Genomic DNA, 15,967 nt, shown 5'->3' with positions numbered 1-15,967 from the left:
AAAGTAGGTGCACTGTAAAAGTGCCCTACACTTCAATTTAATAAGAGAGCTAAATGGCCGTTAAAGTTTTAGTTGTTGATGATTCTAGCTTTTTTCGCCGCAGAGTGAGCGAAATACTTGAGCAAGACAGCGATATAAAAGTAATAGGTTTTGCTGTGAATGGCAGAGAAGCTGTTGAAAAAACAGCTGAACTACGCCCTGACATGATTACAATGGATGTAGAAATGCCTGTGCTTGACGGTATTAGCGCAGTTAAAGAAATAATGTCGAGTAATCCGACACCAATTTTAATGTTTTCTTCACTAACTCGAGATGGTGCAACGGCAACGCTTGATGCATTAGATGCCGGAGCAATGGATTTTTTACCGAAAAAATTCGAAGATATTGCACGTAACAATGAAGATGCAATAAAGCTTTTACAAGCTAAAGTGAAAGAAATTGGTCGAAGAAGAGTTCCCCGTACATTCAAGCCCATAACACAAGCTAAACCGCAAAGTATGCCATTAGCGACTCCAAGTTCATTAAGGAACACGGCAACGTTAAAGCAGCCAGATAGAAGCTTTCAACGTACGAATTCTAATGCCTCCGTTCATGCTAGTGGTAAAAAATATCAACTTGTTGCTATTGGTACATCGACTGGCGGACCCGTTGCATTACAAACAATATTAACTCAATTACCAGCAAATTTCCCGCATCCTATATTATTAATTCAGCATATGCCTGCCGCATTCACACCTGCATTTGCTTCGCGTTTAAATGGTTTATGCCAGATAAAAGTAAAGGAAGCTCAACAAGGGGATCGATTACAACCAGGGACTGCATACTTGGCTCCAGGTGGCCAACAAATGATGGTTGAGGGGCGTGGGTCTTCAAAAACATTGCGCGTATTTGAAGATAACAGTGAGCGAATAACATATAAACCAAGTGTTGATGTGACTTTTGCAAGCGTTGCAAAAGCTTGTCAAGGTGACGTACTGGCTATTGTTCTTACTGGTATGGGGGCTGATGGGCGTGATGGTGCTCGAATGTTGAAGCAGACTGGCGCCACTATTTGGGCACAAGACGAAAAAAGTTGTGTTGTTTACGGTATGCCACAGGCGGTTGCAAGTGCTGGCTTAGCAAGTGAAAGTCTTGCTCTAGATGATATAGCTCTAAGGATTAAAAAAGAGATTGGTTGTGGATAAGCTTTCTATATTAGGTTTATTTATTGCGTTAGGCGCTATAGCGATAGGTTATTCTTTAGAAGGCGGTGTTGTCTCTGCGTTATTCAATGGACCAGCACTTATAATCGTAGTTGGTGGTACGCTTGGCGCTGTGATGTTGCAAACATCATCTAGTACTTTTAAAAAAATGCTAAAAATAAGCCACTGGGTTTTTATTTCGCCAAAGCATGATGTAGACGAAGCGATCGAACAAGTTAAACAATGGTCTCACAAAGCACGACAAGAAGGCTACTTAGCACTTGAAAATGAGGCCTTAATTCATCCCGATCCATATGCAGCTAAAGGTCTTAGCTTACTTGTTGATGGTTGCTCTGAGCAAAAGCTGCGCGATACACTTGAAATTGATTTATTATTAGAACGCGACCGTTTATTAGAGGCAGGACGCGTTTATGAAGCTATGGGCGGGTATAGCCCAACAATAGGGATTTTGGGCGCAGTGCTTGGTCTTATTCAGGCTATGTCATTTATTACCGATCCGCAAAAGCTGGGTGCTGGTGTCGCGACAGCATTTATAGCCACTATTTATGGTGTCGGTTTAGCTAATTTACTATTTTTACCGATGGCAAATAAACTAAAACAACGTGTTGAACAAAAAATGTTGTATCACGAACTGTTAGCTGAAGGTGTTATTGCAATCAGTTTAGGCGAAAGCCCTGTTAATATTGAACTAAAGTTAGAAGCTTATCGTGTAGAACGCCCTAATTTAGTGGATAAATAACGATTATGCTACGTCGACGTTTACGTCACACTTCCTCTAAAAGTCAGCATACTGAGCGTTGGCTTGTTTCTTATGCAGATTATATGACGATAATGTTTGCTTTTTTTGTGGTTATGTACGCTATTGCTATAGATAAGGAAGAAAAATTTCAAATATTATCGGATTCGCTCGAGCATGTTTTTGATAAATCTGCGCGCCAACATTCACAAGTTGGTGACGGTGTTAATGGGAGTGGGATCTTAACCGACAGAGTAACGCCGGAACAAGAGGTGTTGTATGGCGAAAGTATTCAAAAAAAGGAACAAGGCCCTGAGTTATTAGATGGTCAAAGTGACACAAGTAACATTAAACAAAAATATTTAGGAAAACCATTAGATAGCTTGTTAACTAAACTTCAATCAGCACTCATTGATGAAATTCGTGATGGAGAAGCGAGTCTTGAATTGAATCAAGATTGGCTCATTATAGAGTTGAGTTCAGGAATGTTATTTTCTAGTGGTAGTTCAGTTGCTCATTCGCGTGCTAAGCAAGTCGTAAAAATTGTCAAAGATATTATTGATCCAGTCGATAACTACATTAGAGTGCGCGGTTATACAGATAATGAGGTTATTAGTAACGAAATATTTCGTTCAAACTGGGAGCTTTCAGTTGCAAGATCCACCTCAATTTTAGTCGAGCTTGAAGCGTTGGGTATTAATTCTGCACGAATGGCAATAGAAGGTTATGGCCAGTATTCTCCTTTTGCTGATAATAACACAGAGAAAGGTCGAGCTGAAAACCGTAAGGTTGTAATCGCTCTTTCTAAGTATGGTTTACCACCTAAAGATAGTCCATCGTTAGAGCAAAAAAATATAGCAGTACAGACAGAGCCTGAAGTGGAACTACCATCAGACGATAATACAATAAAAATAATTCGTTTACCTCATGGTGGGATCCGAATAACGACGCGAAATTAATAGCAATTAGGATGTAATGTGAAGATTTGGACTGTTGCGAATCAAAAAGGCGGGGTCGGTAAAACAACAACGGCAGTTAGCCTAGCCGGTATTTTAGCGTTACAGGGCAAACGTGTATTGCTTATTGATACAGATCCCCATGCATCACTAACTTATTATTTTGGTATCGACTCTGAAGATTTAGAAGTCAGCGTGTACGATATTTTTGCTCGCGGAACAAGTATGCAAAGTGAAGAAATATTGCAAGCACTTTGCCCGTCAACTCTTGAGAATCTTGATATTTTACCCGCTACTATGGCAATAGCTACACTTGATAGAAGTATGGGTAATAAAACAGGCATGGGTTTAATACTAAAGAAAACGCTTGCTAAAATTAGTGAATATTATGACTATGCAATACTTGATTGCCCGCCGGTTTTGGGGGTTTTAATGGTTAATGCATTAGCTGCGAGTGAGCGTATTTTAGTTCCCGTACAAACCGAATTTTTGGCCCTGAAAGGGCTTGATAGGATGATGCGGACTATGGAATTAATGCAAAGCTCTCAAGCGAAAAGTTATCAATATACTATAATTCCTACTATGTATGATAAACGCACTAAAGCATCGTTGGAAGCATATAAAACTTTACAAGAAACCTATAAAGATAAAGTGTGGCCAGGTGTTATTCCTGTTGATACAAAATTTAGAGATGCGAGTTTGGCACAAAAAGTGCCAATAGAGTTTTGTCCTCGTTCCCGTGGTGTTTTTGCATATAAAGCATTATTAGACTATTTAATAGAGCAAGGTTAATGAATGAGTAAGCAATTATTTGCTAATGAAAAAGTAATGACTCAATATTTAGGTGCGTTATTACGTGATGACGAGCCTACAGATAACCTTGAACCTGTGGCAAAACTGCTTGAACAAATACCGAGTGAACAGCAAAAAGGGCAAGTACATTTAAAGCCTAATGAACAATTAAAAGCAGCGGAAAAAATATTTGCTCAAGATCTGCAAACAGAAGAGCTAAAACCATTAGATATTACTAATGAGCCAGAGCCAGTTAAAGCTGATTTAGTTGTAGAGACAAGCTCACATTTATCAGTAGAGCCGGAACAAAGAGCAGTAACAAAAAGCCAAGAAGATTATTTTGACGGTGAGTTTCAAGCATTATTTTTTGAAGTTGCGGGTTTGACTTTGGCTGTACCATTAAAAGCGTTAGGTGGGATTCATCAGTTAGGTGAAGTAAATCACTTATTTGGTAAGCCAAAATGGTTCAAAGGCGTTATGCTTAATAGAGATGAAAAACTTAATGTTGTTGATACAGCGCATTGGGTGATGCCTGAGAAGTATGACGAAAAACTAGAAGCGTCACTTAACTATCAATATTTAATAACGTTAGGTGACAGCCAATGGGGGTTATTAGCTGAAAAGTTAATAAATAACATTACATTGAGTAAAGAAGATGTAAAATGGCGTACAGATCAAAGTAAGCGCCCATGGCTTGCTGGAGTTATTAAAAAGAAAATGTGTGCTTTAATTGATGTAGATAATTTAAATGCGCTATTAGAGAAAGGCTTAGATAGTCGTCAGTAATAATGACCATTACGGAGTAACAGCATGAATCAAGATAAATTACTGTCAGCAAATAAAAATGCAGACAATGACGAAATATTACAGTGGGTTACCTTTAAGTTAGAAGAAGAAACTTATGGCGTAAACGTAATGCAAGTCCAAGAGATATTACGTTACACTGAAATAGCTCCAGTACCAGGTGCTCCTTCTTATGTAATTGGTATTATTAATTTACGGGGTAACGTAGTAACAGTTATTGATACGCGTGCTCGTTTTGGTTTAGACGCCGCTGATGCAACCGATAACTCTCGTATTTTAATAATAGAAGCTGAAGAGCAAGTTATTGGTATTTTAGCCGATAGTGTTTCTGAAGTTGTATATTTACGCAGTTCAGAAATTGACAGTGCACCTAATGTCGGTACTGAAGAGAGTGCTAAATTTATCCAAGGTGTTTGTAATCGTGATAATGAGTTACTTATTTTAGTCGATTTAAACAAGTTACTCAGTGATGATGAATGGGATGAGTTAAGCGATTTATAAGCTTTACCAATAAAAATATGCTGTTACTTAGTATTGCAATAGCTGCGCTGGCGATAGGTCTAATATCGTTAGCGTTAGTTTTTGCATTGAAAAATAAACAAACGAGTGAGCTGAATTTTGTCATGCAGCAGCTTAAAGATACCTCCGAACAAACTCATATTTTGCGAAGTGAGGTTTCTGAATTACGAACAGGCTTGTTGAGTATAGGTAAGCGTGTACTTGATGTTGAACAGCAGCATCAAGAATTAGTTCAACAACAAGCGGCTCAAAAGTATGATGATCCAGATGCCAAAATTTATTCGCGTGCTGTTAAAATGGTTGAGTTAGGGGCTGATTTAGAGGAGGTAATACGCGAGTGTGAATTACCTCGCGCTGAGGCTGAATTACTCTTTTCATTGCATAAACAAAAAGGCGCTTAGCGCCTTTTTAGTTATCAGCGTATAAATAATCTCATGCTTTAATATTCAACTTACCTTGAAAGTCTTGCCAACCTGGCGGGAATTGACCCCTTAATACATACGAAAATGCAATGAGTTCTGCAATTACATAATAAAGTTCTTTTGGGATCTCTTCTCCTAACTCTAAATGCGACAACGTTTTAGCAAGGGCAGCATCTTCGTGGATCATAATTCCTTTTAGTTTAGCCGCTGCTATTATTTCATCAGCTAACTCACCAAACCCCTTCACACTTACAGTGGGGGTGTTGCCAGCTTCGTATAAAAGTCCAATGGCTGATTTATTAATAGGTGTATCACTCATAGCTAAACCTTAATATTAATAATTGCATGAGATTTATAAAATGCCTGATTGTTAGCATCTCCTCGTTTTAAATTAAGTTCACCAACTTGCAAACCATGTTTAGCTAGTTTTGATCTTAAATTATCTAGGTGAGGGTGAGCAATTGCGCTTACTTCTTGGCTTGAGGCTAATAGCTGGCAATCAAGTGCTTTATCCATTAACTCAGCAGTAATTTGTAGCTGCCCAAGTTGGGCATAATCAAAGTTTAGCCTTACAAACCATACATTTTTATCTCCTAATTTATCTGCGTTTGGCTTTTTATATTGCCCCAGTGTTATTTCTGTTTGTGCTGCTTCTGGAGGTAATCTCATGGGTAATAAAAATTGTGCAAGCGGGTTTGTGTCTGGCTGTTGATTTGGTGTTGAGACACTTACTTGGGTAAGTGTATTTTTAACTTGTACAATTTCGCTAGCCAAAGCTTGAACTTGAGCCTGTTGGAGTTGCTCAAGCATTTTTGCTCCAGTGTTACCTGTTTTAAAAGTAGGTATAAGTACTTGCAAAAGTGCATCTAAGCCAGTTTGATTATTAAAACTGATAGGTGTTACTGACTGGCTAATTATAGGGGCGGCTAAAATACTCACAGCTACTTGTTCAAGCCCTTTAGTGAAACTACTTTGCAAAATGTCCCCCGTTAGATGAGACGGTTGTAAAGTAGCAAGTATTTCACGCTGTATGGTCGCAGGGTGTGTGTTATTGCTTGAGACCATACGATTAAATGCTTGGTTGATTAACCGAGTTAAATCGGGTGTTTCTTTTGTTACTTTATTTGTAATATCAGTGATCTGATTACTTAAAAGTTGTTTATTGCTAGCCATTTTATCTGTAGGGGCGGTGGTGTCAGGAAGCTTTAATAATATAGTTAATAGCTTTGCTTCAATTGGTTGAAGCATTTGACTACGAGAGCCTGTATTAGATAACGGCTCTGCTAATGAGATAATATTTTTAGTAACTGTTTCATTTGTAGTCTTAATTAACGTGTCAGTTTTACTGTTAGTACTCGCATTTAGGATGTTTAATTGATTTGCTTTTAAATCACTTGGTGTAGAGCAAGCTACTGTATTTTGAGTAATGTTATTTGTTGTTGGCGTGTTGGTTGTTATGTTTGAAGGTGATTGCCAAACACTAACACTTCCTTTCATAAGCTGAGTTAGTTGCACAAGCGGCGGGAGTCTAGAAAAGTTCTCGGTCAAAATGTTACTTGTATTTTTTGATATCTGAACACTTGCACTTTGGGTAATGTTGACTCTGTCTAGTGGTACAACTTTGGTGTTTTTTTGTAAGGCGGCGGATGAATTGGCAGCTGTAAACTCTGACTTATTTTGTGTCGTAAAAGGCTTACTTTCAAAATATTTTACCGCATCATTAATTCGTGTTCTTAAGTCACTCAAGCTATTTTGTAGCCACGATTTTATTGGGCTATCAGTAGTAAGTAATGGATTTACTTTAATATTACTCGCAGAAACGGCTACTTCAGGTGCATTATTTTTTTGAGCTAAAAGCAACTCGTTAAATGGTTTCGAGAAGGAGTTATTAAGCATCACTTTTATGTTGCTAGTATCGGTTTTAATAAACAATTTATCAGCCTGGTTTACTAAGTTTACCTTAATAGTCGTGCTGGGTAGTTCACTAACTTGTTTATTATTTATAGGCGTTGTAAACGACCCCGACTTTTGTGGATGAGTTAAAATGGCCAGTTTTGGTGTTGCTTGCAGTTGTGCATTAGGTAGCAGCGCTGCGAGTAATTTAGTCAGTCTTGTTTGACTCAGTGGTTGCGAATGAACTGTATCAGCAAAGCTGTTAATAATATTTAGCTGTGCGCCTTTATTGTTAGTGCTTACAATTACTTTTAAAGGTTGCTCGGTTATAAGTAGCTGCGCTACGTCTTTATTTATTGCAATACTGGCGTTGAGTTTATCAATGACTAATTTGGGAGTAGGCGATAAAACAACCTGGACATCCATTGGCTTACTTTCTACCTCAGTGCCTGTGCTTACATAATTTAATAAACGCTGTAACTGAGTTGGTTGACTTAAGGTGAGGGTTGTACTGTTTGGTATAATGTTGAGCTTTTTGCCATCAGGGCTGAGCTGTATGTTAGCACTGGCTATTTTTTGTAAGTTTTGAGGTGCGCTTGTAGTGCCAAGCCTTAATGTTTGCCAATGCTTATCAATAAATACATCAAGCGTAATCGAATCTTTCGAAAATTGTATATTTTTAGCGGCAAGCACCTCATCAGGTAATTGCGATAATTCATTCGTTTGAGCATTGCTCGATTGATTGATAACCAATGAATTAGATAATGTGATTTGCGTTGGCGTATTCATTATTTTAAATCAAGTTTTCTCTATTTTAAGTGAATCGATTTTAAAGCAATATTCGTATTACCCTATCATTATGGTAGACTAACGCCTAATTTTTGGCAGAGAGAATCGTCATCTTGTTACACATTAAGTCCGTCACCTGCATCAAGCAAGATCGTTGTTTGTTTGCGGATCTTAATTTTAGCCTTAATAACGGTCAAATCATGCAATTAGCAGGCCCTAACGGGGCTGGAAAAACATCGTTATTGCGTATTGTCGCAGGCTTTTCTGCGCCTGATGAAGGGGCTATATTATACCAAGAATTGCCGATATCTAAGTACTATGAAGAGTATGCCAGAGAGCTATTGTTTATAGGTCATAAAACGGGCGTAAACACTCAGCTTAGTGCAGTGGAAAATGTTAGCCATTGGTTGCAAATTAATGGCTATAGCGAGCCTGAACTATACCCTATTTTAGCGAAACTAGGCCTTGTTGGACTTGAAGATGTGCCTGTTAGGATGTTATCTGCAGGGCAGCAGCGACGTGTTGCTTTAGTAAGACTATGGTTAAGTGATGCTAAACTATGGGTGCTTGATGAGCCATTTACTGCGCTTGATAAAAGTGGTGTCGCCTTTTTACAACAACGATTTACTGAGCACTTACAAAGCGGTGGTGCTATCTTATTAACAACCCACCAAGACTTAACGACCCACTTTAGTAACTTACAAACGGTTACACTGGAGTATCGCCACTAATGACTCGTCAACACTCTTATTGGTTGCTATTTAGTGCGGTATTTACCAAAGATGTAAAACTTGCGTTTCGCCAGCGCGCCGAAATTGTAAATCCTATTTTATTTTTCTTAATTGTAATCTCATTGTTTCCGTTAGCAATAGGGCCTGAGCCCGGTCTACTTGCGAGAATGGCACCGGGAATTATTTGGGTCGCCGCGTTACTTTCTACTATGTTGGGCTTGGATAAGTTGTTTAGAGATGATTTTAACGATGGCTCATTGGAGCAATTAATTGCATCATCTTATCCGTTATCGCTAACGGTGCTTGCTAAAGTGGCTGCTCACTGGGTGGTAACAGGTTTACCGCTTGTATTAATGACACCGTTGTTTGCATTGTTATTGAATCTAGAAAGTTCGGCGCTAACAGCGACCGTTTTAACATTATTATTAGGCACACCGCTATTGAGCTTTATCGGCGCAATTGGCGCTGGGCTTACTGTGGGATTACAAAAAGGGGGGATTTTGATGAGTTTACTCGTACTGCCTTTGTATATTCCAGTTTTAATTTTTGCAACGTCGGCTATCGATACCAGTACCATGTCACTGGATTATAGTGGACAGCTTGCTATCCTTGGTGCAATGTTACTTATTGCTATTATTAGCGCACCAATTGCCATATCGTCAGCTTTAAAAGTGAGTGTAAGTTAATGTGGAAGTGGTTACATCCCTATGCTAAAGCGGAGCGTGCATATCAATTATGCAATACGTTACTGCCTTATTTTGCCGTAGTTACTGTAGTTAGTATGATTGTTGGTTGGGTATGGGGGCTTGGTTTTGCACCTGCCGATTACCAGCAAAAAGACAGCTACCGTATCATTTTTATTCATGTTCCTTCCGCCATTTTATCTATGGGCGCTTACTCATCAATGGCTATTGCGGCTGTTGTTGCACTTGTATGGCAACTACGAAATGCCGAACTTGCCGTTATTGCTATAGCGCCTGTTGGTGCTTGTATTACAGCTATAGCGCTTATTACTGGCGCTGCATGGGGTAAGCCTATGTGGGGTGCTTGGTGGGTATGGGATGCGCGTTTAACGTCTGAACTTATTTTATTATTTTTATATCTTGGCGTGCTTTCGCTTTACCATGCATTTGAAGATAAGAAGTCAGCAGGGCGTGCGGCTTCTATTTTTGCGATTGTGGGCGTAATCAACTTACCTATTATTCATTACTCAGTTGAGTGGTGGAATACGCTACACCAAGGCGCAAGCATTACAAAATTAGACACAAAAGCAATAGACCCAAGTATGTTTTGGCCACTTATGGTTAATATTTTAGCCTTTGCTGCTTTTGTAGGAACAGTGACTTTAATTCGTCTTAAAAATGAAATTTTACAACGCGAAAAGCACCGACCGTGGGTACGCTCGTTGTTAAATAAGGGGTAATTATGCAGTTTGACTCTTTTTCTGATTTTATTGCAATGGGGGGCTATGGGTTTTATATATGGCTTTCTTTTGGTACATGCGCACTTATTTTACTCGGTATTTTAGTGAGCTCTTTAAGAGATACCAAACGCATTATGGCTTCAGTAGAACAGCAAATAATACGCGAAGCGCGAATTAAAAAAGCTAAACAGGAACAAGTTTCATGAATCCAAGACGTAAAAAGCGCCTATTGGTAATTATTGCCGTGCTGTTTGGTATTGGTGGATCAATTGGTTTAGTGCTTTATGCACTTCAAGAAAACATTAATCTTTTTTATACGCCAAGCGAACTTATTGATGGCAAAGGGCCTAATAAAGAAAAGCCTTTCATTGGCCAAAAGTTACGTATTGGCGGCATGGTTGTACCAGGCACCGTTGAGCGTAATGAACAGAGCTTACAAGTAAGCTTTAAGCTAATAGATACAGGTCCATTAGTGACCGTGCGTTATCAAGGTATATTGCCAGACTTGTTTCGTGAAGGGCAAGGCATTGTAGCGCAGGGCGTATTAATCGAACCTAACGTTATTGAAGCATTTGAAGTGCTAGCAAAGCATGACGAAGAATATATGCCAGCAGAAGTTGCAGAGGCAGTTAAAGGTATTAAGCACGAAAAACCAAAATACAACTTAGATAGTGGTAATTAGCTATGATCCCAGAAATTGGTTATTTTTCTTTAACGCTTGCCATGGTATTGAGCGTTTTACTGTGTATTTTTCCTCTTTGGGGCGCGCATACCGGTAATCTTCGATTAATGCGTGCAGCTCCCTCTTTAGCAATTGGGCAATTCGCTTTTGTTTTAATCTCTTTTGCAGCACTTATTTACGCCAGTGTAACGGATGATTTTACCGTATCGTATGTAGCATATCATTCAAGTAGCACGCTGCCTTGGTATTACAAAATCACCTCTACATGGGGCGGCCATGAAGGCGCTATTTTACTGTGGCTTGTAATGCAAGCGGGTTGGACTGCAGTAGTTGCTGCACGCTCTAAATCACTCCCTTGGGTGTTACGTGCTCGCGTATTGGGTGTGCTTGGCTTTTTAGGTGTCGGTTTTATGATGTACACCTTGCTACTTTCAAGCCCGTTTGAGCGCCTACTTCCTTATTTTCCGGTAGAGGGGCGTGATTTAAATCCGTTACTTCAAGATCCGGGTATGATTATTCACCCGCCATTACTGTACATGGGTTATGTAGGGCTATCGGTTGCTTTTTCTTTTGCTATTGCTGCGTTATTAACCGGTAAGCTTGATAACACATGGGCTAAGTGGTCACGTCCATGGACAATGACTGCATGGGGCTTTTTAACTCTAGGAATCACAATTGGTAGCTGGTGGGCATATTCAGAGCTTGGCTGGGGAGGCTGGTGGTTTTGGGACCCAGTAGAAAACGCATCGTTAATGCCATGGCTTGTGGCAACCGCATTACTACACTCATTAAGCGTAACTGAAAAACGCGGTGTATTTAAATCATGGACTGTTTTACTAGCTATCGCAGCGTTTTCATTAAGCCTTTTGGGAACCTTTATTGTACGCTCGGGTATTATTGTATCGGTACACGCTTTTGCAACAGACCCTGATCGTGGCTTATTTATACTTGCCTTCTTAGGCATCGTTGTAGGTGGTGGCTTGGCGTTATATGCACTGCGTGTGTCACAAGTTCATAGTGAAGGACGATACAAGCTGGTATCGCGCGAAGTGGCGTTATGGCTCAATAATATATTTTTAGTGGTTGCTACATTGATCGTATTGCTTGGTACGCTATTACCTATGGTACATAAAGAGATGGACCTAGGCAGTATTTCTATTGGCGAACCGTTTTTTAATAAAATGTTTGCAATAATTTTAGTGCCGTTTGCTATTTTGATGGGTATAGGACCATTTTTACGCTGGAAGCAAAATAAATGGGCTTTCTTACAAAACAAAATATTAATTGGCGTATTAGCCAGTGTTGTAATTACCTGCGCTTGGTTGTTTTCAAGTTACGACTTAGTAAAACCACTTACGCTATTAGCTACTACGCTTGCGGTTTGGATTGCAATATCAACCGGGATCGATATTTACACTAAAGCCGCAGTGCATGGCACCTTAAAAGAAGGTTTAAAACGCTTAGGTGTAAGTTACTGGGCTATGGTGCTTGGGCATATTGGTATTGCATTTGTTATTGCGGGTGTAACGCTTACGTCGGCATATTCAGTTGAGCGTGATGTATCTATGAAACAAGGCGATACAGTCCAGCTTAATCAATATGAATACCGCTTTGATGGTGTTAAAGCTATTCGCGGACCAAACTACAGTGGTCATGCTGGTGTTGTATCTGTGCTTAAAAATAATGAACTAGTAACACGCTTACACGCCGAAAAACGTAAGTATGATATTGGTATGCAGTTTATGACCGAGGCGGCAATAGATGCAGGCTTTACACGTGATTTATACTTAGCGTTAGGTGAGCAGTTAAGCCAAGGCGCATGGTCACTTCGCATTTATCACAAACCGTTTGTTCGTTGGATGTGGATTGGTGGTGTGCTTATTTCCCTCGCTGGATTTATGATTTTATTTGATAAACGCTACCGCACATCAGCTAAAACAGCGCGTAGGGCTGCATCGGAGAGTGTTTTATGAACCGTAAAATTTTAGCTATTGCGCCGCTTTTAGTGTTTGTTTTTGTGTGTGTATTTTTATACCAAGGTCTTTTTGCTAACCCTCGTGAAATTCAAACGGGGCGATTAGGCCAAGAAATGCCAGCATTTAATCTACCTGATTTAATGCAAGACAATAAGCCATGGACTAACGAGTCTTTAAAAGGCGAGGTTTACTTACTAAATGTATGGGGCACTTGGTGTCCTACATGTTTAGTTGAGCTTGGCTATTTAACTAAGTTACGTGAGCAAGGTGTTAAAATTATTGGGCTTTATTACGTACAAGGTTACGATGCTGATTTTGATGGCCCTTTTGATATGCAATCACTTCGCACAGAAGTGAGCGATATGCTGCAACGTGCGGGTGACCCATATCAATTTAATATCTTGGATTTACATCGTACTTTGTCGTTGGATTTAGGCGTGTCGGGTGCGCCTGAAACATTTTTAGTCGATAAAAACGGCACTATTTTGTTGCATCACACGGGCGATATAAACCCGCGAGTATGGCGAGCTAAATTTGCGCCGATTATGCAGGAGCTTAAATAATGAAATGGTTACTACTTACGCTTAGCATTTTTGTAAGCATCAGTGCGTTTGCTGAGCAAGACCGCTATCAATTTGATAACAACAAACAAGCAATATTGTTTGAAGAGCTAACTAAAGAGCTGCGTTGTCCTAAGTGTCAAAATCAAAATATTGCGGACTCCGACGCTGTTGTTGCTAAAGACTTACGCGATAAAGTACTCGTATTGGTTAAAGAAGGTAAGAGCAAAGACGAAGTGATTGATTACATGATTGACCGCTTTGGCTATTTTGTTCATTACGACCCACCAGTTACACCCGCGACTTTAGTACTTTGGGTATTACCTGTATTAATTGTCATAGTCGGCTTTGGTTTTATTGTTATTCGCCAGCGAAAAGCATCAGTAAAACAAACCTGGAGCAGTGACGACGAAATGCTGCTAGCTAAGCTAATTGAACAAAATAAACGTCAGGAGCAAAGTTAAATGATTTTAATGTGGGCGTGTTTTGCTTTACTCACACTGGTTGCTCTTGCGTTTGTGATGTTGCCTTTTTTAAAAAAAGAGCACGTTAAAATAATTACTCATAATGCCAATGCGGAGCTAATTAGTATTTATGAGCAGCGTTTAGTTGATTTACAAACCGATTTAGATAATCAACGCATTGATAGCGTCAATCACGCAGAATCAATTGTTGAATTAAAACGCCGTTTATTGAACGAATTATCGCCAGAAAAGTCACTTAATAGCAAAGGTAATAATCGTATTTTTGCTTTAACAGGCGGTGCATTTGTTCTTGCGCTAACGGGGATTTTTTATAGCTTTACAGGTAGTCAGCAGCAAATTTCGGCTTGGCATGATGCAATGGATAATTTAGCGGATTACGGTGAGCGTGCTGTAATGCAAAAAGGTGAGCCGCTTAGTCAAAATGAGTTGCAGGCTTTTGCATTGGCGCTTCGTACTAAGCTTAGCCGTTCGGGCGATGATGAAGTCGCTTGGATGCTACTTGGACGAGTTGCTATGTCGCTTAATGAATTTGACATGGCGCAGCAGTCATTTGATAAAGCACTACGTATGAATCCTGATAATATGCAGGTACTTATTAGTTATAGCCAAGTTTTATTACTAGAAGGCAGCGAAGCTAATATGACCCGTGCGGCAGGTATGCTCTCAAAAGTACTAAAAGTTGAGCCTACCAATTTAGATGCTATTTCGTTACTCGCGCTTATAGCGTATGAGCGTAAAGATTGGCCGCAAGCTAAAACTGCATTTGAAGTTTTATTGGCAAGTATGGGAAAAAATGATTCTCGTTATAGCATGATCTCTGAGCGTATTGCTGATATTGAGCAGCAAATGCAAACGGAAGGCTCAGTTATGCCAGTTACTACTACAACGGGTGCTATTGCAGTTACTGTCGACATTGCAAAAGAGCTTATTGATAAACAACCAAAAAACGGTATTTTATTTATATTTGCAAAAGCTGCAACTGGCTCACCTATGCCATTAGCTGCTGTTAAACTCGCTAAATATTCATTTCCAATTACAGTCGAGTTGAGTGATAGTAGTGCAATGGTTGCAGGGCTTAACTTATCGAGTGCCGAAAATATTATTATTTCGGCGCGTATTTCTATAGATGACTCGGTTATGCCAAGTTCTGGTGAGCTAGAAGGTCATTCACAGTCGTTAAAGCGTGAAAGTGTAAGTGACTACCAACTTCAAATTGATACATTAATACCTTAAGGACGTTAGATGTTAAAGCATAGTTTTACTTTTTTATGTTTATTGGTACTGGCCGGTTGTGCTCAAGTACCACAAAGTAAAGTAGATGAGAGAGATCCTCTGCAAAGTATTAATCGTCCATTATATGACTTTAATATGGATGTACTCGATGCATACTTGTTGCGCCCCGCAGCAGTTGGTTACATGACAGTTACACCTGTACCTGTACGCCAGAGCGTTGTCCATTTTACCGACAATATAACGGCTCCTGTAGATATGATAAATGCCGGCCTGCAAGGTAAGCCGGGTAATGCAAGTGTTAGCCTTGCGCGTTTTTTAGTTAATTCTACTGTTGGCATATTTGGTTTGTTTGATGTTGCCAGCTCATTAGGCCTTGAAGTTGTAGATGAAGACTTTGGACAGACCTTGGGTGTGTGGGGGGTGGGCGATGGCGCTTATTTAATGCTGCCTGCTATGGGGCCAAAAACAGTGCGTAACTTAACGGGTGATGTCGTCGATAACTTTGTACTACCTGAGGTAGCATTAACGACTCCACAAACTATTCTAGTGTTTGTTTTAAAGGCAGTGGAAGCGCGCGCCTCATTAATCCCTCAAGAGGGGCTATTAAATGATTCACTTGATCCATACTTGTTTGTGAAAGATATTTATTTCCAGCGTCAAATTTATGAACTATACGATGGTAATCCGCCAATCAAAGAAGAGCCCGCTGATTTTGATGAAGACTTTTTAGAAAGCTTATAACCCAACACCAGCAAACAAAAACG

General features: G+C 39.7%; 19 protein-coding genes. 17 read left to right on the top strand and 2 right to left on the bottom strand.

Annotated elements, in window-relative coordinates:
* The first annotated feature begins 53 nt into the window (after positions 1–53).
* Genes DO88_RS06705 through DO88_RS06735 form a run of 7 tightly spaced genes read left to right on the top strand, consistent with a single transcriptional unit; the run spans position 54 to position 5,410 of the window.
* The gene (locus tag DO88_RS06705) at positions 54–1,184 is read left to right on the top strand and encodes a protein-glutamate methylesterase/protein-glutamine glutaminase (RefSeq protein ID WP_033039937.1); all 1,131 of its coding nucleotides are present in this window, start codon (positions 54–56) and stop codon (positions 1,182–1,184) included.
* Positions 1,177–1,941, top strand: coding sequence for a flagellar motor protein (locus DO88_RS06710; protein ID WP_033031466.1), 765 nt, complete (start codon positions 1,177–1,179; stop codon positions 1,939–1,941). The genes DO88_RS06705 and DO88_RS06710 overlap by 8 nt, the downstream gene beginning before the upstream one ends.
* A 5-nt stretch (positions 1,942–1,946) precedes the next feature.
* A complete protein-coding gene (locus tag DO88_RS06715; protein WP_033031464.1) occupies positions 1,947–2,897 on the top strand; it encodes a flagellar motor protein MotB in 951 nt (316 codons plus the stop codon).
* An 18-nt stretch (positions 2,898–2,915) separates the two neighbouring features.
* On the top strand, positions 2,916–3,686 hold the full coding sequence (locus DO88_RS06720) for a ParA family protein (protein WP_007377937.1): 771 nt from the start codon (positions 2,916–2,918) through the stop codon (positions 3,684–3,686).
* A gap of 3 nt (positions 3,687–3,689) precedes the next feature.
* Complete coding sequence (locus DO88_RS06725; protein ID WP_007377936.1) at positions 3,690–4,472, top strand: chemotaxis protein CheW; 783 nt, start codon at positions 3,690–3,692, stop codon at positions 4,470–4,472.
* A gap of 24 nt (positions 4,473–4,496) precedes the next feature.
* A complete protein-coding gene (locus tag DO88_RS06730; RefSeq protein ID WP_007377935.1) occupies positions 4,497–4,991 on the top strand; it encodes a chemotaxis protein CheW in 495 nt (164 codons plus the stop codon).
* 17 nt (positions 4,992–5,008) lie between these two features.
* Complete coding sequence (locus tag DO88_RS06735; RefSeq protein WP_007377934.1) at positions 5,009–5,410, top strand: DUF2802 domain-containing protein; 402 nt, start codon at positions 5,009–5,011, stop codon at positions 5,408–5,410.
* 31 nt (positions 5,411–5,441) lie between these two features.
* Here the strand turns inward: DO88_RS06735 and DO88_RS06740 are convergent, their stop codons facing one another.
* Both DO88_RS06740 and fliK read right to left on the bottom strand, forming a co-directional pair.
* Positions 5,442–5,750, bottom strand: coding sequence for an EscU/YscU/HrcU family type III secretion system export apparatus switch protein (locus tag DO88_RS06740; RefSeq protein ID WP_007377933.1), 309 nt, complete (start codon positions 5,748–5,750; stop codon positions 5,442–5,444).
* A 2-nt stretch (positions 5,751–5,752) separates the two neighbouring features.
* Entirely contained in the window at positions 5,753–8,113 is a 2,361-nt protein-coding gene (fliK, locus tag DO88_RS06745; protein ID WP_033039935.1) for a flagellar hook-length control protein FliK, read from the bottom strand.
* 113 nt (positions 8,114–8,226) lie between these two features.
* On the opposite strand from fliK, the gene ccmA reads away from it, so the two are divergent.
* The 10 genes from ccmA to DO88_RS06795 are packed head-to-tail and all read left to right on the top strand — an operon-like array spanning position 8,227 to position 15,944.
* Positions 8,227–8,844, top strand: a complete 618-nt coding sequence (gene ccmA, locus DO88_RS06750; protein WP_108912434.1) for a cytochrome c biogenesis heme-transporting ATPase CcmA — start codon at positions 8,227–8,229, stop codon at positions 8,842–8,844.
* Complete coding sequence (gene ccmB / locus DO88_RS06755; protein WP_007377929.1) at positions 8,844–9,530, top strand: heme exporter protein CcmB; 687 nt, start codon at positions 8,844–8,846, stop codon at positions 9,528–9,530. Before ccmA ends, ccmB begins: the two co-directional genes overlap by 1 nt.
* A complete protein-coding gene (locus tag DO88_RS06760; protein WP_033039932.1) occupies positions 9,530–10,267 on the top strand; it encodes a heme ABC transporter permease in 738 nt (245 codons plus the stop codon). Before ccmB ends, DO88_RS06760 begins: the two co-directional genes overlap by 1 nt.
* Before the next feature lie 2 nt (positions 10,268–10,269).
* The gene (gene ccmD, locus DO88_RS06765; protein ID WP_007377927.1) at positions 10,270–10,473 is read left to right on the top strand and encodes a heme exporter protein CcmD; all 204 of its coding nucleotides are present in this window, start codon (positions 10,270–10,272) and stop codon (positions 10,471–10,473) included.
* Positions 10,470–10,949: a cytochrome c maturation protein CcmE gene (ccmE, locus tag DO88_RS06770; protein WP_007585848.1), complete on the top strand. Its 480-nt coding sequence runs from the start codon at positions 10,470–10,472 to the stop codon at positions 10,947–10,949. The genes ccmD and ccmE overlap by 4 nt, the downstream gene beginning before the upstream one ends.
* A 2-nt stretch (positions 10,950–10,951) precedes the next feature.
* Positions 10,952–12,922: a heme lyase CcmF/NrfE family subunit gene (locus DO88_RS06775; RefSeq protein WP_033039929.1), complete on the top strand. Its 1,971-nt coding sequence runs from the start codon at positions 10,952–10,954 to the stop codon at positions 12,920–12,922.
* Entirely contained in the window at positions 12,919–13,488 is a 570-nt protein-coding gene (locus DO88_RS06780) for a redoxin family protein (protein ID WP_007377924.1), read from the top strand. Before DO88_RS06775 ends, DO88_RS06780 begins: the two co-directional genes overlap by 4 nt.
* Positions 13,488–13,949 carry a cytochrome c-type biogenesis protein gene (locus tag DO88_RS06785; protein ID WP_007377923.1) on the top strand — a complete coding sequence of 154 codons (462 nt, stop codon included), beginning with the start codon at positions 13,488–13,490 and terminating at the stop codon, positions 13,947–13,949. The genes DO88_RS06780 and DO88_RS06785 overlap by 1 nt, the downstream gene beginning before the upstream one ends.
* Complete coding sequence (ccmI, locus tag DO88_RS06790) at positions 13,950–15,203, top strand: c-type cytochrome biogenesis protein CcmI (RefSeq protein ID WP_033039926.1); 1,254 nt, start codon at positions 13,950–13,952, stop codon at positions 15,201–15,203.
* 9 nt (positions 15,204–15,212) lie between these two features.
* Positions 15,213–15,944 (top strand): MlaA family lipoprotein, encoded by a 732-nt coding sequence (locus DO88_RS06795; protein WP_007377921.1) that lies wholly within the window; start codon positions 15,213–15,215, stop codon positions 15,942–15,944.
* The last annotated feature ends 23 nt before the right edge of the window (positions 15,945–15,967 follow it).

It is taken from the genome of Pseudoalteromonas sp. S3431 (assembly GCF_000690035.1).
Taxonomy (GTDB): Bacteria; Pseudomonadota; Gammaproteobacteria; order Enterobacterales; family Alteromonadaceae; genus Pseudoalteromonas; species Pseudoalteromonas fuliginea.
Note: the sequence above shows the minus strand (reverse complement) of the source record. Positions and strands in the feature narration are given on the sequence as shown.

Coding starts and splice junctions, on each gene's coding strand:
- DO88_RS06705 (WP_033039937.1), top strand. CDS start 54: ATGGCCGTTAAAGTTTTAGTTGTTGATGATTCTAGCTTTTTTCGCCGC.
- DO88_RS06715 (WP_033031464.1), top strand. CDS start 1,947: ATGCTACGTCGACGTTTACGTCACACTTCCTCTAAAAGTCAGCATACT.
- DO88_RS06725 (WP_007377936.1), top strand. CDS start 3,690: ATGAGTAAGCAATTATTTGCTAATGAAAAAGTAATGACTCAATATTTA.
- DO88_RS06730 (WP_007377935.1), top strand. CDS start 4,497: ATGAATCAAGATAAATTACTGTCAGCAAATAAAAATGCAGACAATGAC.
- DO88_RS06735 (WP_007377934.1), top strand. CDS start 5,009: ATGCTGTTACTTAGTATTGCAATAGCTGCGCTGGCGATAGGTCTAATA.
- DO88_RS06740 (WP_007377933.1), bottom strand. CDS start 5,750: ATGAGTGATACACCTATTAATAAATCAGCCATTGGACTTTTATACGAA.
- fliK (WP_033039935.1), bottom strand. CDS start 8,113: ATGAATACGCCAACGCAAATCACATTATCTAATTCATTGGTTATCAAT.
- ccmB (WP_007377929.1), top strand. CDS start 8,844: ATGACTCGTCAACACTCTTATTGGTTGCTATTTAGTGCGGTATTTACC.
- DO88_RS06760 (WP_033039932.1), top strand. CDS start 9,530: ATGTGGAAGTGGTTACATCCCTATGCTAAAGCGGAGCGTGCATATCAA.
- ccmD (WP_007377927.1), top strand. CDS start 10,270: ATGCAGTTTGACTCTTTTTCTGATTTTATTGCAATGGGGGGCTATGGG.
- ccmE (WP_007585848.1), top strand. CDS start 10,470: ATGAATCCAAGACGTAAAAAGCGCCTATTGGTAATTATTGCCGTGCTG.
- DO88_RS06775 (WP_033039929.1), top strand. CDS start 10,952: ATGATCCCAGAAATTGGTTATTTTTCTTTAACGCTTGCCATGGTATTG.
- DO88_RS06780 (WP_007377924.1), top strand. CDS start 12,919: ATGAACCGTAAAATTTTAGCTATTGCGCCGCTTTTAGTGTTTGTTTTT.
- DO88_RS06785 (WP_007377923.1), top strand. CDS start 13,488: ATGAAATGGTTACTACTTACGCTTAGCATTTTTGTAAGCATCAGTGCG.
- ccmI (WP_033039926.1), top strand. CDS start 13,950: ATGATTTTAATGTGGGCGTGTTTTGCTTTACTCACACTGGTTGCTCTT.
- DO88_RS06795 (WP_007377921.1), top strand. CDS start 15,213: ATGTTAAAGCATAGTTTTACTTTTTTATGTTTATTGGTACTGGCCGGT.